The sequence below is a fragment of the Brevundimonas sp. genome (assembly GCF_030656255.1).
In the GTDB taxonomy this organism is placed as follows: Bacteria; Pseudomonadota; Alphaproteobacteria; order Caulobacterales; family Caulobacteraceae; genus Brevundimonas.
In genome coordinates, this window is the sequence record NZ_JAUSOE010000030.1 from 97,986 (window position 1) to 119,122 (window position 21,137).

Consider the following 21,137-nt stretch of genomic DNA (forward strand, 5'->3'; position numbering starts at 1 on the left):
TTGATTTCGCCGCCGCCAAGGGCGGAGGCGAGGAGATTTCACCATGGCCGAGAGCCAAACGCCGACATTCGCCGACCTGTTCGCCGAATGGGACAACCTTCGCCGCTTCGACGGCTTCTTGCCCGATGAATTCGCATCCTACGAAGCCTGCTGCGCGGCCGAGCGCGATTATGAGGCGCGTCTTGGACGGTGCGAGAGCCTGTTGCTCGCCCATACGCCCACTTCCGAACGGGAGGTCGCCTGGCTGCTCGAGGTGATCAATTCAGGCGATGGCTTCACGCCTCAGACGCTCGCCACATTGGGCCGCGTCCAGGCGTGGGTGATGTCGCGCAGTCTGGCGGCGGAGGGGGCCGCTTCGACAGCGTCGCGTCCTCAAAAGCTTCAGTATGCCGCGTCCGCCGGCGCCAGCGAAGCCGCATCCATGTCTTGAGCGTCGTGGACCCTCGAGCTGAGGCTTGGCTTCCCAGTGCGGCGGAAAGTCTGCGCTGAGGAGGCCACGCCTGGCTCGACGGAGACCTCCATTCGCCGAAGTCAAACCGACATCAAGATGTCGAGTTTTCGTTACGGACCGCTTCTATAGCGACCCCTTCGGTAGGGGGCTGCCCAGTGAGTCACGAGCACGAGGTGGGGCAGGCGCTTGTGACGCACAATCGTGCGCTTCTCGCCTATGTGCGACGCAGACTGGCGTCGAGCGCCGATGCGGAAGACGTGGCGCAGGAGGCTATTCTGCGTGTGCTTTCCCGTGCGCGGGTGGCGCTGATCACGGATCCGCTATCCTATGCGATGCGGGCCGCCCGCAATATTCTGATCGATCGGGCGCGCCGGTCCGAAGCCACCCCCTTTGACGATTTCGGAGAGACGGACCATCAAGCCGACGGCGCAGCGTCGCCCTTGGAAGCGCTGGACATGAACCAACGGCTGCGTCTCTGTCAGAAAGCCCTGGACGCTATGCCCGCCGTGCGCCGCGAGGTGTTCGTGAGACGCCGCGCCGGCGAGGAATCCTATGAACATATCGCCGGCGAATTGAACATGTCGGTCGAGGCGGTTCAGAAACACTACAGTCGCGCCGCTCAGACGCTTCGCAAGACGGCGGAGGGGCGTCATGTCGATTGAAACTTTTGACGCTCGCGACGACCGGGCGGCGGCCCTTTGGGCGGATGAGAAACAGGGGGACTGCTGGACCCTAACGCGGCAGTCCGATCTGGACGCCTGGCTGGCGGGACGGCCGGACCGACAGCGTCTGCTGGACCAGCACGAGGCCCTGATCGCGGATCCTGCTGTCCTGTGGGCGGCGCGGCGAGCCGCTCACCGGACGGCGAAGCCGGGCCTGTTCGCCTCGACGCCGCCCTGGGTGAAGGTCTGGGCGCCGGCGGGGCTGGCCGCCTGTGTCGCCTGCGCGGCTCTGTTCGGCGCAGCCTCTTCCCTTCGGGGCGATCTGATTGTCGGTCGTCGCGGGGCTCCGCAAGCTGTGGCCCTGGCGGATGGGTCGGCGGTCCGGCTGAATGGCGCGAGCCAGGTCCGTGTCCTGCTGGGAGAGAAGGAACGGAGACTGCGACTGGACGGCGAAGGCTTCTTCGAAGTCGCCCACGACGCCGGACGCCCGTTCACGGTGGAAGCCGAAGGGGTGCGGATCACCGCCGTCGGCACGCGCTTCAACGTGGATTCTCTCGAGACCCTCGACGGCCCGATGGTCGAGGTCGTGGTGTTCGAGGGCGCCGTCGATGTGACGCCGACCAAGGGGGACGTCGTGAGAATCCGGGCTGGCGAGCGCGTGCGGGTGCTGAAGGCCGATGTGCAACGCGCCAGTCTGCGACAACCCGAGGCCGAGACCGATCTTCCATCCTGGACCAAGGGCTGGTTGGAACTGGACGAGACGACCCTGATCAGCGTGATCGACGATCTGAAACGGACCACGGGGGTGGAGGTCTCACTCTCTGATCCGCAACTTGGCCGCGCGCTCGTGAGCGGCCGCTTCTCTTACGATAATCCCGAGAACGCCTTGGCCGCAATCGCCCGGCTTCATGGCCTCAGACTGACCCGAAAAGACGCCGGTCACTATCTGCTGTCTGACGCTTAGGTGACGAATAGAGCAAGTTTTCAAGACGGGTGTCAGGACCGCGATGTCCGTCGTCTTCCCCAATAGCGGTCAGGTTCGGCCGCGGGGGATCTATCACATGCGTATTTACAAGACCGGCCTCCTTGCGGCGGCCGCCGTCGCCGTCCTGACATCCGCCGCCGCCCCGGCCCAGGCCTGGCAGGCCGCCAGCAGCGCCGAGGCGCGCGCCACCCTCAACATCCCGGCGCAGGATCTGGGACGTGCGATCCAGACCCTGTCCCGTCAGACCGGCCTGCAGATCGTCTTCGACCCCGAACTGACGCGGGGTCTGCGGGCTCAGGCCGTTTCCGGCTCGATGACGCCCCGCGAGGCGCTTCGCCGGATGATCGCGGGCTCCGGCGTCGAGGCGCGCGAGGTCCGCGGCGTTTTGACCCTGGTGCGTCAGTCGGCCGAGGCGTCGGCGCCCACCCCGAATGCGACAGAGCTGGAGGAGGTCCTGGTCGTCGGCTACGCCGCCGGCATGCGCCGTTCGCTGGACGCCAAGCGCGACGCAGACTTCATCTCGGACGTCATCAGCGCCGACGACATGGGCGACCTGCCGGCCAATAATGTGGCCGAGTCCCTGTCGCGCCTGCCTGGCGTCAACGCCGTGCGCAACCACACCACGGGCGAGGGCGACCGGATCACGATGCGGGGCCTGTCGACCGAGCTGAACAACTACACCATGAACGGCGTCCGCATCGGCGGCACCGGCTCGCCGGACGACAGCTTTTATCGCGGCGTGCGCCTCAGCTTTCTTCCGCCGGAAGGCATCGACTCCATCACTGTGGTCAAGAGTCTGACGCCGGACCGCGACGGCGACGCCCTGGGCGGCTCCATCGACATCCGCACGCCCACGGCCTTCGACCATAAGCCGACCTATGGCGTCCTGTCGGCCTCGGCCGGGTTTCTGGACAAGTTCGACGACAAGACGTCGGGCGAGATCTCAGGCTCCTTCGGCCGCCAGTTCAACGACCACTGGGGCGTGTTCGTCACCGCCAGCTGGTCGCGACGCAAGTCCCAGTTCGAACAGAACGGCGTCGATGGCGATAACCAGCCCCCCGTCTGGTACGAAGACAGCGAGAGCCTGGGCTGGGACACGGATACTTTCGTGCTGCGCGGCATGGACCTGGCGTTCGGCGAGACCGAGGTCGAGCGCAAAGGGCTGAACGCCAGTCTCGACTACCGCGGCGACCGCCATGACTTCCACTTTCGCGGCCAGTTCAACGAGTACACTCAGGACGAGTTCGACAACCGGCTGAACTTCCGCAACGACACGGCGAAAAACTCGACCCGTCTGACCCAGGTGGACAAGACCGCCACCGGTCTGGCCAGTCCGGACGACGCCATCATAGGTTCAGGCGCCAAGGGCAATATCTATTCCTACACCACCGCCCAGATCGTTGACCGGGACGGCGACGGCGTCATCACGGATGCGGACCGATCGACCAAGTCCTACTACACGCTGAACGGCGCCTCGGGGACCTGGGATCCTCAGGGCTTTCGCCTGCGTCGCTTCTGGGAAGGGTCGCGCGAGACCGGTTCGCTGATGTCGCTGAACCTGGGCGGCGTCAGCCGCTATGGCGATGTGAAGCTGGACTACGACCTATCCTACGCCAAGTCCGAGGACAATATCGACGACAGCTACGAGATGGAGTTCCGCAGCGACAAGTACGGCTGGCTGGGCAATGAAGGCGTCGACATCGTCAACTTCGGCGACAGCCGCTTCCCCAAATGGGTGCTGAACGAAGCCGGCATGGCGGCGGTGCAGGACCCGGCCGAATACGACTACGCCGGCCTGTCCGGCGAGGTCGGCGGGGCGCAGGAGGATCTTTGGCAGGGCCAGTTCAACGCCGAATGGCGGCCCGTTTCGCCCTGGCTGGAGTCGGTGAAGGGCGGGGCGAAATTCTATTCCTCCAAACGCTCGACCTATAGCGGCGAATTCCTCGATCTGGACGCGGATGGGACCCTGGCGGACTTCTCGGCCTTCTACGGCAAGGAGGTCACCGACCTGTTCGACGGCGAATATACGGGCCTCTATCGCCTGGGGGTCGTGCTGGACAACCAGGCCATGTTGGCGGAACTGAGCCGGGCGATGAACGGCGACAGCAGCTTCTTCGAAGGCTTCGCCACCGACCCTTCCAGCGCCGAACTCAGCAACGAGGACAGTTTCGAGTTCAAGGAAGACATTCTCGCCGGCTATCTGATGGCCACGGCCCGCTTCGGCGACGCCCAGATCATCGGCGGCCTGCGGGTCGAGAGCACGCGCAACGACATCTCGGCCTATGTGCTGGACGAGGTCCAGGGCGAGCGGTTCACGACGGACAAGAGCGATTTCGTCAATGTCTTGCCGTCGATCCATCTGAACTATGCGCTGAACCGCAACACCAAGGTGCGCGCGGCGATCTGGACCAGCTTCGCCCGTCCGGACATCGCCCGCATGACGTCGGCGCGGGAATATAGCTACGACACCGATCCGGACGGCGACGGCGACGAAAACCCCACCTCGGACTGGGTGCTGATCGGCATCGAACAGGGCAACCCCGACCTGAAGCCGATGAAGGCGATCAACTACGACCTGTCGATCGAACGCTACAACGGCGACACCGGCGCCTATTCGCTGGGTTTGTTCTACAAGGATATCGAGAACTTCCTGTTCCGCTCGGCCTCCAGCAACATTCGCGACGGCACCGCAGGGGCGAACATCGGGCCGGACGGCGTCACCATCTCCATGCCCAACAACGGAAAGTGGGCCGAGGTTTACGGCGTCGAGATGAGCGCCCAGCAGATCTTTTACTGGTTGCCGGGCGCCCTGTCCGGCCTGGGCGCCAGCGTGAACCTGACCCTGCAGCATTCGGAAGCCGAGACCGGGATTTCGTGGCACCCCGAGGGCTACACCCTGCCGCTGATGGAGACGCCTGAGGCCATCGCCAATGTGCAGCTGTTTTGGCAGTACAGCGGTTGGGAAGCCTACGCCGCCTATAGCTACCAGTCCGAGTTCCTCGAGGGGATTCAGGACTTCGGCAATAATCCCTACGAACAGGACTATGAGTTTGTGGACCTGAACGTGCGGCGCAAACTGTGGGGCGGCGCAACCGCTTCTCTGCAGGTGCAGAACCTCTTTGACAGTCACACCTATTGGTACACGGCCGGTTCAAGCACCGAGTCCAGCCGCGCCTATATCAAGAACGGGCGGTCGATCTCGCTCGGCCTGACCTACGTCTTCTGAGGGCGACGAAAATGAAGTTTGCTCGCACCCTCATGCTCGGGGCCGCCGTCGCGGCCCTGGGCGTCTCCACCGGCGTCTTGGCCCAGACGCAACGTCCGGATCGCCCCGAACCAGCGCCGGTCCAGGCGTCCGAACGCCCAATAGCGCCGGCGACGGTCCAGCCGGAGCGGATCATTCTCAACCTGACCGCCGATCCGGCGCATCAGATGGCCGTCACCTGGCGCACTGCGCCGGGCCTGGACGGTCAGGTGGAGTTCGCCGAGGCCCAGGACGGGCCGGACTTCATCGCCTCAGCCGTTCGCATGACCGCAACCAGCGACGACGCGGTCCTGGCGGTGCGCGAGGCGACGGACTTCCGCGCCGCCTATCATTCGGCCGTGATGACGGGGCTGAAACCGGCGACCGTCTATGTCTATCGCGTCGGTTCGGGCGGGGTCTGGTCGGAGTGGCTGCAGTTCAAGACAGCCGCTGCGACGCCCGAGCCCTTCACCTTCCTGTATTTCGGGGACATGCAGAACAATATCCTCAGCGAGGCGTCACGTACGCTGAGGATGGGGTTCCGCAAGGCGGGCGATGCGGCCTTCGTCATCCACGCCGGCGACCTGATCAACCGGCACGACAGCGACAATGAATGGGGCGAATGGTTCGCTTCGGGCGGCTTCCTGTACGCCCAGACCCCGCAGATGCCGACGCCGGGCAATCACGAATATGGCCGAGGCCCGATCCTGAACCCCCAATGGCGCCGGCAGTTCACCCTGCCGGAGACCGGGCCGGCGGGCGTCGAGCGTCTGAAGGAAACCGCCTGGACCGTCGATTATCAGGGGCTGCGCCTGATCTCGATCGACGCCCCGCTGTTCCATGGCGACGAGGCCATGCGGGCCGAAATGGTGCGGTGGCTGGACCAGGTTCTGGCCGACAATCCAAACCACTGGACGGTGCTGTTCCTTCACTTCCCGCTGTTCTCGATCGACCCCGACCGCGACAACAGTCGCGTCCGCGATGCGTTGAAGCCTTTGATCGACAAATACGGTGTGGACCTGGTGCTTCAGGCCCACGACCACGGCTATGCGCGCGGCGCCATCGGCGAAGGCGTCATGACCAACGCCGGCCCTGGCCACAGGTCTGACCAGGGCTCGACCTATGTGGTCTCGGTCGCCGGGCCGAAGATGTATCCGATGGCGGACCTGACCTGGGCCGACCGGACCGCCGCGCGGACCCAGACCTTCCAAACCCTGGATGTGTCGCAAGACGCAGTGGTCTATCGCGCCTTTACCGCGACGGGCCGCGAACTGGACGCCTTCCGCCTGACGAAGGGCGAGGACGGCGTGGCCCGGGTGGAAACGCTCACGGAGGGCGCCGCAGATACAGGACCGCTCTAGAACGGAGACGCTGCAACGAGCCTGAGATGGGCGTCGCAAACACGGCGCCCACTCTTGTGCGTTCGGCTGCATTCGGTTGGTCGAGGACATCCGGACCGTTAAGCGACATCTCAGTGACCGCTGGCTTCAGCGAATCGACAAGCCTGTAATCCTGACTTGGTTCGAGGCGTCGCTGACGCGCGAGTTCAGACGCGGTTTGATCGCTTTGATCGTGGCGGTGTCTGGAATGGGCCGTCCGAAGACTGAAGCTTGGTTTTTCGAGAGATAATTAAAATAAGCGCGCCACGCCATCGTGCAGGGTGACTGCGGGTTTCGGTATAAATCGTCTCGATGGGCAAATAAATTAGTGTGCTATATTTCTTGCCGTCCAAATTTATCGCAAAGCTTCATGTGTAATCTTCTAAGAGAGATTCGTGAGGCCGTTCTACGGTGATTGTTAGGGGCAATTACAAGCGTTGCTGTTCACAGAGCTGCGCTGTTCTTCATTCTTTTCGGAACGCTTTGACGTGGTGACCACTTCAATTCGGTATCTCGAAAGGACACGCATCATGATCAAGCCCATCTTCGCCCTCGTTGCGGCTGGCGCCCTGCTGGCCGCTTGCGGGAACAACGACCAGACGACCGGACCGGTCGAAGGTCCGGCGGTTTCGACCTCGGAAACGCCCCGCAATCCTGCGGTCGATACGGATGACACCACCCAGACCACGGCGCTTACGCCCGGCGCCAACTCCTTCACCGAAGGCCAAGCCCGGGAAGCCATTGAAAAGCAAGGCTACACGGGCGTCGGACCTCTGATGCAAAATGAGAACGGCGTCTGGTCCGCCTCAGCCTCGAAGGACGGCGCTCAAGCCACCGTCTCGGTCGATTACAAGGGCGTGGTCACCGCGCAATAGTCGCGAACCCCTCCCCACATTTTCAAAACTTTAGATCTAGGAGCGCCCAATGGCGACCGTCACCCGTCTCTACGACAGCCATACCCAGGCCCTGCAGGCCGTGTCAGATCTGGAAGCCGCCGGTTTCAAGCCTGACGACATCAGTATCGTGTCCAACAACGCCGACAACTGGCATGCCGGTCATTCGCATCCCCACAAGGACGGCGCCGGCCCGCTGGGCGACCGCAACGGCGACGGCGAGAACGATGTCGCCGACGGAGCCGGCAAGGGCGCTGCGACCGGCGGTCTGGCCGGGGCAGGCGCGGGTCTCCTCGCAGGTCTGGGAATGTTGGCTATCCCAGGCCTTGGACCGGTCGTCGCGGCAGGCTGGCTCGCCTCGACCGCCGTCGGCGCAGCCATCGGCGCAGCGGCCGGGGGCGCTACAGGCGGCCTGCTCGGCGCGCTGAAAGAGGCCGGCCACTCGGACGAAGACGCCAACGTCTATGCCGAAGGGGTCCGCCGGGGCGGCACCCTGGTCAGCGTCAAATCGGATGGCGACGATGAAAGCCGGGTCGAGGCTATCCTGAACGGCCGCCAGGGCTTCGACGCCGTGTCACGAGGCGAAGCCTATCGCGCCTCCGGTTGGAGCCGGTTCGACAGCGACGCTAAACCCTACAGCAGTGAAGACATCTCGCGAGAGCGAGCTCTCTACCGCTAAGGCGCAACCCGCAACGAAACGCCCGCCAGCCCAAGCGCTGGCGGGCGAAGACGGCTGAAGGCGAGATGCGAGCAGCGGGCTATGAACCCGGCGATGCCGTTGGACAGCGAAGTCGGCCCGACAGCCGGCTATGTCCCGCATCAGGACGCGATTTTCTGATTAAAAAGGAAAAGACGATGGTGGGTGATGTAGGGTTCGAACCTACGACCCGCTGATTAAGAGTCAGCTGCTCTACCAACTGAGCTAATCACCCGACCGGTCGTCTTGTCTTCGGTGGAGGCGACTGCCTTGCCGAAGGGCGCTCCTACTACCCAGCCGCCGGGGGGTTGGCAAGCGCTTTCGCAAACTTTCTTTGACGGGCATGGTCCGCACGGAATCGGTCGCGTGGGGCGACGGGGGAGTGAGCATCATGGCCTTCTGGAACCGGCGTCGTTCGATCGACACCATGTTGGCGCCGCACGACGGGCCGCGGCTGAAGCCGACGCTGAGCTGGCCGCATCTGCTGGCCCTGGGCGTGGGCGCCATCGTGGGCACCGGCATTCTGACCTTAATCGGCGTGGGGGCAGGGCTGGCGGGACCGGCGGTGCTGATCAGTTTCGGCCTGGCGGGTCTGGTCTGCGCCTGTGCGGCCCTGGCCTATGCCGAACTGTCGACCATGATGCCGGCGGCGGGCAGCGCCTATACCTATTCCTACGCCGTGTTGGGCGAGATGATCGCCTGGGTCGTGGGCTGGAGCCTGATCCTGGAATATTCGCTGGTGGTCAGCGCGGTGGCCGTGGGCTGGTCCGGCTACGCCGTCGGCTTCCTGAGCGGCCTCGGGGTCGATCTGCCTCTGGCCCTGACGGCGGGACCTCATGCGGGCGGGATCATCAACCTGCCGGCCGTGGCCATCATCGGCGTGGTGACCGGGCTGCTGCTGCTGGGCACCAAGGAGAGCGCGACGCTGAACGCCGTGCTGGTGGTGATCAAGATCGCGGCCCTGGTGGTGTTCGTGGCCATCGCCCTGCCGGCCTTCAAGCCTGAGAACTTCACCCCGTTCATGCCCAACGGCTTCGGCGCGCCCTTCGTCCAGACGGGGGTGATGGCGGCGGCGGCCATCATCTTCTTCGCCTTCTATGGGTTCGACGCCATTTCCACAGCGGCGGAAGAGACCAAGAAGCCCGAGCGCGACCTGGCCATCGGCATCGTCGGCTCCATGCTGGTCTGCACGGCGCTTTATCTGGTGGTCGCGGCTGCGGCCATCGGCGCGCGACCGGTGGCGGACTTCGCCGACAGTCCCGAGCCCCTGGCCCTGATCCTGCGCCAGATGGGGCAGGGGACGGCGGCGCAGTGGATCGCGGCGGCGGCGGTGGTGGCCCTGCCGACCGTTCTGCTGGCCTTCCTGTTCGGCCAGAGCCGCATCTTCCTGGGCATGGCGCGCGACGGCCTGTTGCCGCGGCGTCTGGCCAAGGTGTCGGTGCGCGGCGTGCCGGCGGTGGTGACGGTCTTCACCGCCGTGGTCGTGGCGATCCTGGCGGGTCTGTTGCCGCTGGACGAGCTGGCGTCCCTGGCCAACGCCGGGACGCTCGCGGCCTTCTGCGCGGTGGGGGTGTGTCTGGTGGTGCTGCGGATCCGCGAGCCGGGCCGCCGTCGGGTGTTCAAGGCGCCGCTGTGGCCCCTGGTCGGGGCGGTCAGCGTGATCGGCTGTATCGTCTTCTTCCTCAGCCTGAAGCCCGTCACCCAAGTCGGCTTCCTGATCTGGAACATGATCGGCGTGGCCATCTATCTGCTGTGGTCGTCGAAGAACTCACGCCTGGCCAAGGGCGAGGAGGAAGCCGCCTGATGGCGCGTCGCGACCTGACCGGCGCCGTCGACTTCAGCGTGCTGGAAGGCATGACCGGCGGCGACGCGGCGATTTCGGAAGAGGTGCTGGGCCTGTTCGTCGAACAGGCCGCCCTCTGGTCCGCCCTGCTGAATCCGAAAATCGACGGCTGGCGCGACGGAGTTCACACGATCCGGGGCGCGGCGGCGGGGATCGGGGCCGGCGACCTGGCCGCGATCTGCGCAGAGGCGGAGACGGCCGAACAGGCCCTGGCCGCGCCGGCGCTGGAGCGGGTCAAGACGGCGCTGGATATAGCCTTGGCTGACGTGGCGGCCTATCGCCACGAGCTTATGTTGAGGGGGCTTAAAGCCTAGCTTCGAGTCCGGTCGTAGATCGCGAACTCGTGGGCGATGCATCGGTCGATCAGCAGGCGCCAGACCGGCTCGGCAATCTCGGGCGACAGGTGGTGCGCCTCGGCGGCGGTCAGGACCTTGGCGACCACGTCGTCGATCCGGGCTTGGTCGAAGACGGCGTCGCGGTCGGGCTTGATGCGGGCGGCCGCCTCCATATAGCGCTGACGTTCGGCCAGCAGGGCGACCAGGGCGCGGTCCAGGGCGTCGACGCCCTGGCGGACCTCGGCCATGGACTGGCATTCGGCGGGATCGACGCGGGCGTCGACGGCGACAAGGGCAGGGTGGTGCATGGCCGTGGGGTTAGCCGCTCAGGCCGCCCAAGCCAAGACGTCAGCCGACGAAGGCGCGTTCCAGCACATAGTCGGCGGGCTCGGCGTTCGAGCCTTCCTTCAGCCCATAGGTCTCCAGCAGTTCGCCGGCTTCCTTGATCATGGCCATCGAGCCGCACAGCATGGCGCGGTCGCGGGCGGGATCGAAGCCTTCGGGCAGGCCCAGGTCGCGGAAGAAGTCGCCGGACTTTATGCGGTCGGTGATCCGGCCCGGCGTTTCGAACGCCTCGCGCGTGACCGTCGGGTAATAGGTCAGCTGCGCCTTGGCCTCGTCGCCGATCAGCGGGTCGTCATGGATCTCGCGGGTGAAGAAGTCGCGATAGGCCAGGTCGGCGACGCTGCGCACCGTGTGGATCACATAGACATGGCCGAAGCGGGAATAGGTTTCAGGATCGCGCGCCACGCTCAGCCAGGGGGCCAGCCCCGTGCCTGTGCCGATCAGGAACAGCCGCTCGCCGCCGGTCAGGGCGTCCAGAACCAGGGTGCCGGTCGGCTTCTTGCCCATCAGCACCGTGTCGCCCGGTTGGATCTTCTGCAGGCGCGAGGTCAGGGGGCCGTCCGCGACCTTGATCGAGAAGAACTCCAGCTCCTCGGCCCAGCAGGGGCTGGCGATGGAATAGGCGCGAAGGACGGGTTTCCCGCCGTCTTCGCCGGGCAGGCCGATCATCACGAACTCGCCCGAGCGGAAGCGGAAATCCTCGGGCCGGCGGACGCCGAAGCTGAACAGGCTGTCGGTCCAGTGGCGGACCCACAGAACCTCCAGTTCGTTGAACGGGCTGGCTTTGACGGGAGCGGGGGAGAGGGCGGCGTCGGTCATGGTGGGCTTCTGTAAGCTGAGACCTTGTCGCAGGAAAGAAAAAGCCTTTCGTCCAGCGGCCACTTTTCCTCGTGACGGCTTGCAGAAGCGCCGCTAGCGTCACCGACCATGCGCACAGTTCTCCTTGCTTCGACCATTCTCCTGTCGGCCGGTTCCGCACTCGCCCAAGAGACACCCTCCAACATTTTGACGCCGGAACGGGTGTTCTCCAGCCCCAGCCTGAACGGCCCCGTGGCCAAGGGCGTCAGCCTGTCGCCGGATGGGCAACTGGTGGCCTTCCTGCGGTCGCGCGAGGACAATGTGGATGTCCAGGACCTTTGGGCCGCCCCGACCGGCGAGGGCGAACCCTACAAGCTGATCGACGCCCGCGCCCTTGTGCCTGACGCCGGCGAACTGTCGGAGGCCGAGAAGGCCCGGCGGGAGCGGATGCGGATCAGCGCGCGTGGCGTGGTCGAATATTCGTGGGACCAGCAGGGCCGCTATATCCTGGCGCCGCTGGAAGGCGACATCTTCCTGGCCAGCCGCGCCGACGGCAAGGTGCGCCGCCTGACCGAAACCCCGGCCGACGAGATCGACGCCAAGGTCTCGCCCAAGGGCAGCTACGTCTCCTATGTCCGCGATCAGAACCTGGTCGTCTATGATTTGGCCACCGGCCAGGAGACGCCGATCACCGACGACGGCGCCGGCCTGATCACCTGGGCCACGGCCGAGTTCATCGCCCAGGAGGAGATGGACCGCGACACCGGCTACTGGTGGAGCCCCGACGAACGCTACATCGCTCTGACCCGCGTGGAGGAAAGCCCGGTGGACATAGTGCCCCGGTTCGAGTTCACCGGCGCCGGCGCCACCATGGTCGAGCAGCGCTATCCCCGCGCGGGCCGTCCCAATGCGGTGGTCGAACTCTATGTCCGCGACCTGCAGGGCGGGGGACGGGTCAAGGTGGACCTCGGCTCCAACACCGACATCTATCTGGCGCGGGTCGACTGGGCCGACGACGGCAAGACCCTGTATGTCCAGCGTCACTCGCGCGATCAGAAGACGCTGGACCTGCTCAGCGTCGATCCGGCCACCGGCGCCTCGCGCGTGATCCTCAGCCAGAAGGCCCAGGCCTGGGTCGATCTGAATAATGACTTCCACGTCCTGCCGGACGGCCGCTTCATCTGGTCGAACGAGGACAGCGGCTGGCGCCACCTGTATCTGTACGACCGTAACGGCCGTCAGCTACGTGCGATCACGCGGGGCGACTATCCGGTCAAACATCTGGACGGCGTCAACGCACAGACGGGCGAGGTCTATTTCACCGCCTCGATGCGCGACGGCAAGGAACTGCCGATCGAACAGCAGATGTTCCGCGCCAGCCTGAACCGCACCGTCGATCCCGTGCCGGTGACCCCGGCCGGCGGCTGGTGGACCGTGTCGGTCAACGGACCGGCGACGGCCTATGTCGGCAACTATTCCGACCCCGCCACCCCGCCCCAGTCGGCCCTGTACCGGATCGACGGCACGCGCGTGCGTTGGATCGAGGAGAACAAGCTCGACGCCGCCCACGCCTTCGCCCCCTATGTCTCGCGCCTGCGCACGCCCGAGTTCGGCACGATGCAGAGCCATGGCGAAACCCTCGTCTGGCGCATGACCACCCCGCCTGACTTCGATCCGTCGAAGAAATATCCGGTGGTTATGCAGGTCTATGGCGGTCCCGGCACCGGCGCGGGGGTGCAAAAGAGCTGGCAGCCCCTGACCAACCAACTGCTGACCGAGGCCGGCTATATCGTCTTCCGCGTCGATAACCGCGGCGAGGGCGACCGGTCACAGGCCTTCGAGACCAGCATCTATCGTCGCCTGGGAATTCCTGCGGTCGAGGATCAGACCCTGGCCGCCAAATGGTTGAAGACTCTGCCCTATGTCGATGCGGACCGGATCGCCATGATGGGCTGGAGCTTCGGCGGCTTCCTCAGCCTGCTGGCCGTGACCGAGCCCGAGGCCGGTCTGGCCTCGGCCCTCGCCGGCGCCGCCCCGACGGAATGGAGCCTGTACGACACCCATTACACCGAACGCTACATGTCCACGCCCCAGGACAATCCGGAAGGCTACGCCGCCACCGACATCCTGCCGCGCCTGGATGATCTGACCGGCGGCCTGCTGATCCTGCACGGCATGGCCGACGACAATGTCATCTTCGGCAACGCCACCCGCGTGATCGACGCCCTTCAGGCCAAGAGCATGCCGTTCGAGATGATGCTTTATCCCGGCCAGAGACACGGCGTCCGCGGCGAACCCAGGCAGTTGCAGCAATGGCGCACCTATCTCGACTTCCTGGACCGCACGATCGGCAAGCGCGCGGTTGACTGACGACTGAACCAGAGCGCGGGGGCGAACATGTTGAAGACCAAGCTTATGGCCGGCGTGTTCGCCGTCGTTCTGGCGAGCACCGCGCCGTTTCTCGCCTCGGCGCACACGCCGCCTCCGCCGCCGCCGCCGCCGCCGGACGCCGACATCGCCTGGGTCCAGCGGGAGCGCACGCCCTACGGCTCCTGGGAGGAGATGGCGCGGTTCTTCCTCAGTCAGATTCGCAGCTATGACGTCGAAGGCCGGTTCGGCGAGCCCGGTCCCGCGATCAACAGCCTGATCTCAACAAACCCTTCGGCGCTTGAGGACGCCCGCGCCTCAGACGCCCGCCGCCTCGCCGGACAGACCCTGCCGCTGGACGGCGTGCCCCTGGTCATCAAGGACAATGTCGAGGCGCGCGGCATGCCGACGACGGCGGGTTCGCTGGCCCTGGCCGCAAACCAGCCGGACCGCGACGCGCCGATCACGGCCCGTCTGCGCCAGGCGGGCGCGGTGCTGATCGGCAAGAGCAATCTGTCGGAATGGGCCAATATCCGCTCGTCCGGTTCGATCAGCGGCTGGAGCGCCGTGGGCGGGCTGACGCGCAATCCCTATGCGCGCGACCGCAACACCTGCGGCTCGTCCTCGGGGTCGGGGGCGGCTGTCGCGGCGGGCTTCGCCATCGTGGCCATCGGCACCGAGACGGATGGGTCGATCACCTGCCCGGCGGCGATCAACGGCCTGGTCGGGTTCAAGCCCACCGTCGGGCTTGTGTCGCGGACGGGCATCGTGCCGATCAGCCACAGCCAGGACACGGCCGGACCGATGACCCGCACGGTCAGGGACGCCGCCCTGGTGCTGAACGTCATCGCCGGGTCCGACCCCGCCGACCCGGCGACGGTCGAGGCGGACGCCCGCAAGACCGACTACGCCGCAGCGCTGGACGGCGCGAGCCTGAGCGGCGTTCGCATCGGCGTCGCCCGTTTCCTGACCGGCTATTCCACCGGCACGGACGCCGTCTTCGAGGCCAATCTGGAACGAATGCGCCAGGCGGGCGCGATCCTGGTCGACATCAAGGACGGGCCGGACATGAGCGCCATCGGCGGCGCCGAACTGACCGTTCTGCTGACCGAGTTGAAGGTCGATCTGAACGCCTATCTCGCCACCACCGATCCGACCCAGGTCAAGACCCGCACCCTGGCCGAGGTGATCGCCTTCAATCACGCCACGCCGCGCGAACTGGCCCTTTTCGGCCAGGATCTGTTCGAGAAGGCCGAAGCGACGGGCGGGTTCGCCGATCCCGCCTATGTCACGGCGCGCGAGACGTCGCTGCGCCTGGCCGGGGTGGAGGGTATCGATCGGCTGCTGAAGGATAATGACGTCGCCGTCCTGATCGCGCCCACGACCGGCCCGGCCTGGACCACCGACATCGTCAACGGCGACAACTACCTGGGCTCGGCCTCGACCTTGCCGGCCGTTGCGGGCTATCCGCACCTGACCGTGCCGATGGGGCAGGTGGGCGGCTTGCCGGTCGGTCTCAGTTTTATCGGCGGCCAATGGCAGGACGCCCGGGTGCTGGCGCTGGGCTACGCCTATGAGCAGCTTGGACCGCAGCGGGTGGCGCCGGGCTTTGCGGCCTCTCTGAACACCGTCCGCGCCGTCGCGCCTCTCCTCGCGCCGGCAGTTCAGGAACCTTGATCGGCCGTCCGCTGTTGGGCCTCCATGAAACAGCGGACGAGCCTGAGATGAGCGACCTGATCGCCAATATCGTCGGCTCGGCTGCTGCGGTCTGCTCCGTGACCAGTTTCGCGCCCCAGGCGATCAAGATCTGGAAGGAACGCGACGCCTCGTCGGTCAGTCTGAAGACCTATTCCCTGACCGTGACCTGTTTCGCCCTATGGGTCGTGTATGGCGTCATGACCCAGGCCTGGCCGGTGACCATCGCCAACTCATGCGCCCTGGTCATGGCCTCGGGCGTGTTGGCCATGAAATGGCGCTTCCGCGACGGCGATCCCGACGCCTGACGTTTTGATCCGGATCAAGGCGCAGCCGGCTTTGCGGCGCAATCGTGGGGCTGAGGAGATTTTCCATGCCCCAGGACGCCGTTCCCTTCGTCGTCGCCATCGTCGCGGCTTTCGTCTTCTTCATGGGCGCCCTGGCCTTGGCCAGCCTCTATTCGCGCTCGTCCGACGACAAGTGACGACAGCTTTACCCGACGTGATCTTGGCGCCCCGCGCGATGCGGGCTACGGCAGGGGTCTCAACGTCCAAGGGAGACGCCCCCAATGCCTGATCTCGCACAAGTCACCGAACACATCCGCGGCGCCGTCGGCGACAACTCCGGCCTCGGCAAGACCGTGAAGCTCGACCTCGGCGACGAAGGTAAAATCTACATCGACGGCGCCTCGGTGCCGAACACCGTCACCAACGAAGACAAGCCCGCCGACGCCACCGTCTCGATGAAGTGGGACGACTTCATGGCCCTGTCGGACGGCAAGCTGGATCCGATGATGGCCTTCATGCAGGGCAAGCTGAAGATCGCCGGCGACATGATGATCGCCCAGAAGCTGGCCCCGCTGCTGAAGCGCTGATGCCAGGCTGCTCAAGAGTTGATGGCGGCGCGGCTCCCTTCGGGGCCGCGCCGTTTTCGTATCAGCGCCCGTCAGAGGCGCGACCGAAGAAGAGGAAACGACATGGACTTCAGACATTCCGACCGCGCCCTGGACTGGCACGCCCGCGTGCGCCGTTTCCTCGACGAACAGGTCATCCCGCGCGAGGCCGAGTATTTCGCCCAGGTGCGCGAAAACCCGAACCGCCAGCCCCCGGTCATGGAGGCCATGAAGGCCGCCGCGCGTGACGCCGGTCTGTGGAACATGTTCCTGCCGGGCGAGCATGGTGCCGGCCTGACCAACCTCGACTACGCCCCCCTGGCGGAGATGATGGGCGCCCATCTGTGGTCGTCCGAGGTGTTCAACTGCAACGCCCCCGACACCGGCAATATGGAAGTCCTGCACATGTACGGCGACGCCGCGCAGCAGGACCGCTGGCTCAAGCCCCTGATGGCCGGCCAGATCCGCTCGGCCTTCCTGATGACCGAGCCCGAGGTCGCCTCGTCCGACGCCACCAATATCCAGACCCGGATCGAGCGCGACGGCGACCACTATGTCATCAACGGCCGCAAATGGTGGTCGACCAATATGGCCCACCCGAACGTCGCCATGACCATCGTCATGGGCAAGACCGACCCGGACGCCGCGACCCACGCCCAGCAGTCGCAGGTCATCGTGCCCGTCGACACGCCCGGTTTCCGCGTTGAACGGATGCTGACGGTGTTCGGCTATGACGAACGCCCCATCGGCCACGCCGAGGTGGTGCTGGAGAACGTCCGCGTCCCGGTCGAGAATCTGATCGCTGGCGAAGGCCGGGGGTTCGAGATCGCGCAAGGGCGCCTCGGCCCCGGCCGGATTCACCACTGTATGCGCGTGATCGGCGCGGCCGAACGGGCGCTGGAGCTGATGGTCGTGCGCCTGTTGAACCGCACCGCCTTCCGGAAACAGCTGGCCGAACATTCGGTGTGGGAACAGCGGGTCGCTGACGCCCGCACCAATATCGAGATGTGCCGCCTTCTGGTGCTGAAGGCCGCCTGGATGATGGACGAGGCGGGGGCCAAGAACGCTCGCTCCGAAATCGCCCAGATCAAGGTCGCTGCGCCGCGCATGGCGCTCCAGGTCATCGACGACGCCATCCAGGCCTTCGGCGGCGCCGGCGTTTCGGGCGACACGCCCCTGGCCGAACTCTATGCCACGGTGCGCACCCTGCGGATCGCCGACGGCCCGGACGAGGTCCACAACCGCACCATCGCCCGGCTAGAATACGCCAAACACGGCGGCAAGCCGGTGCGTTGAAATCACGCCGACGCTTCCTAGATCAGGGGAACCCCGGCTGAGGCGCGACGTTCGTTCTGCTTGGACGACGCGACGCCCGCCGGGGCTTCGGGGCTGAGGCGGACGGAACGGCTGACATGAATGCTCGCTTCGAGCCCGATACACGGGTGGCGTCGGATGTGGCGCGTTTCAGGACCGTTCGCGCCGGGATGCTCGCCCTGGCTCAGGGCCTGTCGCCCGAGGATCTGTCGGCCCAGTCCATGCCGGATTGCAGCCCCGGCAAATGGCACCTGGCCCACACCAGCTGGTTCTTTGAAGCCCTGATCCTGTCGGCCGACCCGGATTATCAGCCGGTCGATCCGCGCTTCCAGCAGCTGTTCAACTCCTACTACGAAGCCCTGGGCGAGCGGGTGCCGCGCGCCGAACGGGGCCTGATGACCCGCCCCTCGGTCGATGAGGTCCTGGCCTATCGCCGCGAGATCGACCGCCGCATGGCCGCCTGGTTGGCCCAGGGTCCGTCCAGCGGCCTTCAGCGCTATCTGTTCGAACTGGGCCTCCACCACGACCAGCAGCATCAGGAGCTGTTCCTGATGGACCTGTTGAACCTGATGTCGCGTTCCCCGCTGGACCCCGCCGCCTATGCGGTCGAGCCTCGACAGGCGTCGCTGGAGGCCCCCCGCGGCGACGTCGTCGCCTTCGACGGCGGCCTAGTCTTGATCGGCCACGACGGCGCCGGTTTCGCCTTCGACAACGAGGGGCCGTCGCACCGGGTCTGGCTGGAGCCCTTCGCCCTGGCCGCCGATCTTGTGACCAACGGCGATTGGCTGGGCTTCATCGCCGACGGCGGCTACGCCCGGCCCGAGCTTTGGCTGTCCGACGGTTGGGCGACGGTGAAGGCCGAAGGCTGGACCGCGCCTCTTTACTGGCACCGTGACGGCGACGACTGGACGGTCATGAGCCTGACCGGACGCGCCCCGATCGATGCGACAGCGCCTGTGCGTCACATCAGCTTCTACGAGGCCGACGCCTACGCGCGCTGGGCCGGCAAGCGGCTGCCGTCCGAGGCCGAGTGGGAGCACGCAGCGACCACGGCCCCCGACGCCTTCTCCAACTTGTCGGGCGAGGTCTGGCAGTGGACGTCCAGCGCCTACGCCCCATACCCCGGCTTCCAGCCGACGCCGGGCACGGCGGCCGAGTACAACGGCAAGTTCATGGCCAATCAGATGGTCCTGCGCGGCGGCGCCTTCGCCACGCCCCCGGGCCATGACCGCATCACCTATCGCAACTTCTTCTATCCCCAACAGAGGTGGGCCTTCATGGGTTTGAGACTGGCCGAAGACGCCCCGCAACGGGGCGCCGCCTCGACTGAGGACGAACAGACCGCCGCCTTCCGTCGCGACCTGGTCGCCGGCCTGTCGCGCGACCAGAAGACCGTGCCCCCCAAATGGTTCTATGACGCCGAGGGGTCGCGCCTGTTCGAAGAGATCACCGCCCTGCCGGAATATTATCCCACCCGGCAGGAGACGGCGCTGTTGCGCGACCGCGCCGCCGCCCTGACCGCCGACTTCGGCCCCGACGCCGTCCTGGTCGAGTTCGGCTCGGGAGCCAGCGAGAAGACGCGCCTTCTGCTGGACGCCGCGCCTGATCTCGCCGCCTATGTGCCGCTGGACATCAGCGAGTCCGCCCTGCTGGACGCCGCGACACGCATCCGCGCCGACTATCCCGGTCTGAGGGTTCAGCCGGTGCTGGGCGATTTCGAACATCTGGCCCCCTTGCCGGACGATTTGCCGCAGGGTCGGCGGATCGGTTTCTTCCCCGGTTCGACCATCGGCAATCTGCAGCCGGACGAGGCCGAGCGGTTCCTGGCGTCTGCGCGGCGGATGCTGGGGGAGGGCGCGCTGTTCATTCTGGGCGTCGATCTGGTCAAGGATCCCGCCACCCTGGTCGCGGCCTATGACGACAGTCAGGGTGTGACCGCCGCCTTCAACCTGAATGTCCTGGTCCGCGCCAATGCTGAACTGGACGCCGATTTTGATTTGGACGCCTTCGCCCACCGGGCCGTGTGGAACCCCGACGCCTCGCGAATGGAGATGCACCTTCAGGCCGTCGAATCCACGACGGTGCGTATCGGGAGCGATAATTTCCGCTTCATGGCCGGCGAGACCATCCACACCGAAAGCTCGCGCAAGTTCACCGAGGACACCGTGACCGCCTTGGCCGCCGCCTCCGGCTGGACCCTGGCCCGTTTCGACGTCTCTCCGGACCCGGCGGTGGCGCTTGCGGTGCTGCGGGGATAGGGGACCGCTTCTCTGTCCATCTCCCAAAGAAAAGGGCGACCCGTCTCTCGACGGGCCGCCCTTTTCTTGATCGGCCTTTAAGGCTTACTCAGACGCGTCTTGAGCGTCGGCGTCCTTCTTGGGGCCGTGCGAGGCTTCGCCACCCTTGCGTCCGGCCTGGGCGGCCAGACTGCGATCCTGAGAGAAGCTTCTCTTTTCGCTGGGGACGCTGGCGCCCCCTTTACGCGCGATTTCGCGCTGACGTTCCGGATCCATCGAGGCGAAGCCTCGCTTGGAAACGCCGGAGGGTCGCGAGGGTTGGCTGTCCATCGGTGTTCCTTTCAGTGCTGCGGTTGCGCTTGCCGAAATGAACCCTGTGACTCGGTGACGGTTCCGTGCGGAACTTGGTTTTACTGTCGCAGGTCGGAAGGTTTTCCGGCCTTGACTTCAAACAGCGCCGTAAGGGCGAGAATCACCTTCTCCCCCGCCGCCCGGATCCATGGGCGGAACCTCTTGCGGCACATCCGAAGGATCGATTTCCGGCTGGGGCGACGGCTCGGGCTGGATTTCCGGTTGGGGCGTTCCGGGCGGTGTCGGTTCGATATAGGTCATGGGGCTTCTCCTTGGCTCTATAGAACGCGGTGCCAAGGGCGATGTTCACGGGGAACCGGAATTGGCCGCGCCGGTTCATTCTCGGAACCCGGAGAGCACCATGACCCAGACCCCCATCACCTCGACCGCAGCCGACGACATTGTCCTGGAAGACGACAGCCTGACCCAACGCCTGGACCGTCAGGCCGACGCCATCCTGGCCGAGGGCCGCAGCTTTGAAGACACGACCTCCATTCGTCAGGCCGTGCGCGAAGACGCTGAGCTGATCCGACAGAAGGTGATCGGGCGCGTGGAACGGACCCGCGACGGCATCCGCGACGAACCGATGAAGACGACCCTCTACGCCCTCGGTGTCGGCGTCCTCATCGGCATGCTTCTCCGCCGCTGA

At 65.8% G+C, this 21,137-nt stretch carries 20 protein-coding genes and 1 tRNA gene; 16 read left to right on the top strand and 5 right to left on the bottom strand.

Going from position 1 to position 21,137, the window contains the following annotated elements:
* Positions 1-43: 43 nt before the first annotated feature.
* The 7 genes from Q7J26_RS03640 to Q7J26_RS03670 all read left to right on the top strand — a co-directional run bounded on the left by Q7J26_RS03640 (position 44) and on the right by Q7J26_RS03670 (position 8,293).
* Complete coding sequence (locus Q7J26_RS03640) at positions 44-430, top strand: hypothetical protein (RefSeq protein WP_304935147.1); 387 nt, start codon at positions 44-46, stop codon at positions 428-430.
* A 176-nt stretch (positions 431-606) separates the two neighbouring features.
* A complete protein-coding gene (locus tag Q7J26_RS03645; protein WP_304935148.1) occupies positions 607-1,113 on the top strand; it encodes an RNA polymerase sigma factor in 507 nt (168 codons plus the stop codon).
* Positions 1,103-2,077 carry a FecR family protein gene (locus Q7J26_RS03650; protein WP_304935149.1) on the top strand — a complete coding sequence of 325 codons (975 nt, stop codon included), beginning with the start codon at positions 1,103-1,105 and terminating at the stop codon, positions 2,075-2,077. Before Q7J26_RS03645 ends, Q7J26_RS03650 begins: the two co-directional genes overlap by 11 nt.
* 97 nt (positions 2,078-2,174) lie before the next feature.
* Positions 2,175-5,324, top strand: a complete 3,150-nt coding sequence (locus Q7J26_RS03655) for a TonB-dependent receptor (protein WP_304935150.1) — start codon at positions 2,175-2,177, stop codon at positions 5,322-5,324.
* An 11-nt stretch (positions 5,325-5,335) separates the two neighbouring features.
* Positions 5,336-6,703 carry a metallophosphoesterase family protein gene (locus Q7J26_RS03660; protein ID WP_304935151.1) on the top strand — a complete coding sequence of 456 codons (1,368 nt, stop codon included), beginning with the start codon at positions 5,336-5,338 and terminating at the stop codon, positions 6,701-6,703.
* Positions 6,704-7,251: 548 nt separating this feature from the next.
* Positions 7,252-7,596, top strand: a complete 345-nt coding sequence (locus Q7J26_RS03665; protein ID WP_304935152.1) for a hypothetical protein — start codon at positions 7,252-7,254, stop codon at positions 7,594-7,596.
* Positions 7,597-7,645: 49 nt separating this feature from the next.
* A complete protein-coding gene (locus tag Q7J26_RS03670) occupies positions 7,646-8,293 on the top strand; it encodes a general stress protein (protein WP_304935153.1) in 648 nt (215 codons plus the stop codon).
* A gap of 177 nt (positions 8,294-8,470) precedes the next feature.
* Here the strand turns inward: Q7J26_RS03670 and Q7J26_RS03675 are convergent.
* Positions 8,471-8,546: transfer RNA gene (locus Q7J26_RS03675), tRNA-Lys, on the bottom strand.
* Between the two features lie 156 nt (positions 8,547-8,702).
* Here Q7J26_RS03675 and Q7J26_RS03680 point away from each other — a divergent pair.
* Complete coding sequence (locus Q7J26_RS03680) at positions 8,703-10,115, top strand: amino acid permease (protein ID WP_304935154.1); 1,413 nt, start codon at positions 8,703-8,705, stop codon at positions 10,113-10,115.
* The gene (locus tag Q7J26_RS03685; RefSeq protein WP_304935155.1) at positions 10,115-10,468 is read left to right on the top strand and encodes an Hpt domain-containing protein; all 354 of its coding nucleotides are present in this window, start codon (positions 10,115-10,117) and stop codon (positions 10,466-10,468) included. Before Q7J26_RS03680 ends, Q7J26_RS03685 begins: the two co-directional genes overlap by 1 nt.
* Here Q7J26_RS03685 and Q7J26_RS03690 read toward each other — a convergent pair.
* Positions 10,465-10,797 (bottom strand): chorismate mutase, encoded by a 333-nt coding sequence (locus Q7J26_RS03690; protein WP_304935156.1) that lies wholly within the window; start codon positions 10,795-10,797, stop codon positions 10,465-10,467. The two genes, Q7J26_RS03685 and Q7J26_RS03690, sit on opposite strands and share 4 nt — an antisense overlap.
* A 40-nt stretch (positions 10,798-10,837) precedes the next feature.
* Complete coding sequence (locus Q7J26_RS03695; RefSeq protein ID WP_304935157.1) at positions 10,838-11,653, bottom strand: ferredoxin--NADP reductase; 816 nt, start codon at positions 11,651-11,653, stop codon at positions 10,838-10,840.
* Positions 11,654-11,761: 108 nt separating this feature from the next.
* On the opposite strand from Q7J26_RS03695, the gene Q7J26_RS03700 reads away from it, so the two are divergent.
* From Q7J26_RS03700 to egtB, 6 genes are all read left to right on the top strand, one after another.
* Positions 11,762-14,002, top strand: coding sequence for a S9 family peptidase (locus Q7J26_RS03700; protein WP_304935158.1), 2,241 nt, complete (start codon positions 11,762-11,764; stop codon positions 14,000-14,002).
* A gap of 27 nt (positions 14,003-14,029) precedes the next feature.
* On the top strand, positions 14,030-15,676 hold the full coding sequence (locus Q7J26_RS03705; RefSeq protein WP_304935159.1) for an amidase: 1,647 nt from the start codon (positions 14,030-14,032) through the stop codon (positions 15,674-15,676).
* 47 nt (positions 15,677-15,723) lie between these two features.
* Positions 15,724-16,002: a SemiSWEET family sugar transporter gene (locus Q7J26_RS03710; RefSeq protein WP_304935160.1), complete on the top strand. Its 279-nt coding sequence runs from the start codon at positions 15,724-15,726 to the stop codon at positions 16,000-16,002.
* A gap of 260 nt (positions 16,003-16,262) precedes the next feature.
* Positions 16,263-16,568, top strand: a complete 306-nt coding sequence (locus tag Q7J26_RS03715; protein WP_271166422.1) for an SCP2 sterol-binding domain-containing protein — start codon at positions 16,263-16,265, stop codon at positions 16,566-16,568.
* Positions 16,569-16,670: 102 nt separating this feature from the next.
* Complete coding sequence (locus tag Q7J26_RS03720; RefSeq protein ID WP_304935161.1) at positions 16,671-17,882, top strand: acyl-CoA dehydrogenase family protein; 1,212 nt, start codon at positions 16,671-16,673, stop codon at positions 17,880-17,882.
* A 116-nt stretch (positions 17,883-17,998) separates the two neighbouring features.
* Positions 17,999-20,158, top strand: coding sequence for an ergothioneine biosynthesis protein EgtB (gene egtB / locus Q7J26_RS03725; RefSeq protein ID WP_304935162.1), 2,160 nt, complete (start codon positions 17,999-18,001; stop codon positions 20,156-20,158).
* A gap of 84 nt (positions 20,159-20,242) precedes the next feature.
* Here the strand turns inward: egtB and Q7J26_RS03730 are convergent, their stop codons facing one another.
* Together Q7J26_RS03730 and Q7J26_RS03735 are read right to left on the bottom strand one after the other, a co-directional pair.
* A complete protein-coding gene (locus Q7J26_RS03730; RefSeq protein WP_304935163.1) occupies positions 20,243-20,467 on the bottom strand; it encodes a general stress protein in 225 nt (74 codons plus the stop codon).
* A 117-nt stretch (positions 20,468-20,584) separates the two neighbouring features.
* Positions 20,585-20,749 (bottom strand): hypothetical protein, encoded by a 165-nt coding sequence (locus Q7J26_RS03735; protein WP_183195144.1) that lies wholly within the window; start codon positions 20,747-20,749, stop codon positions 20,585-20,587.
* A gap of 100 nt (positions 20,750-20,849) precedes the next feature.
* Here Q7J26_RS03735 and Q7J26_RS03740 point away from each other — a divergent pair, with 100 nt between their 5' ends.
* Positions 20,850-21,137, top strand: a complete 288-nt coding sequence (locus Q7J26_RS03740; RefSeq protein WP_304935164.1) for a DUF883 C-terminal domain-containing protein — start codon at positions 20,850-20,852, stop codon at positions 21,135-21,137.